This is a genomic window from Streptomyces olivaceus (genome assembly GCF_000721235.1).
Taxonomy (GTDB): domain Bacteria; phylum Actinomycetota; class Actinomycetes; order Streptomycetales; family Streptomycetaceae; genus Streptomyces; species Streptomyces olivaceus.
In genome coordinates, this window is sequence record NZ_JOFH01000145.1 from 1 (window position 1) to 382 (window position 382).

Annotated in this window: 1 protein-coding gene; it reads right to left on the bottom strand. The window is 74.9% G+C overall.

Going from position 1 to position 382, the window contains the following annotated elements:
* The coding region (locus IG94_RS42770) for a ketoacyl-synthetase C-terminal extension domain-containing protein (RefSeq protein ID WP_031048859.1) at nt 1-375 on the bottom strand (375 nt) is incomplete at its 3' end.
* Nucleotides 376-382: the final 7 nt, after the last annotated feature.

Sequence of the window (382 nt, forward strand, 5' to 3'; positions counted from 1 at the left end):
ACCCTCACCCCGGGCCAACGCCCGCACCCCACCCAACAACTCCTCCCGCGACGCACCCGCCACCACCGCACGATGCCCACGCACCGCACGACCCGCAGCCAGGGAGAGACCCACGTCGGCCGCGGACACGTCCGGCCGGGCGTCCACGAACGCGGCCAGCCGCTCGGCCTGGCCCCGGAGCGCTTCGGCGCCGTGGGCCGAGAGCACCCACGGCAGCACGGAGGGCACGTCACGACGGCTCACCGGCTCGATCGCGGCGGGGGCCTGTTCGAGGACGATGTGCGCGTTGGTGCCGCTGATCCCGAACGACGACACACCCGCCCGACGCAGCCTTCCCACCTCCGGCCACTCACGCGCCCGGTCCAGCAACCGCACCCCACCC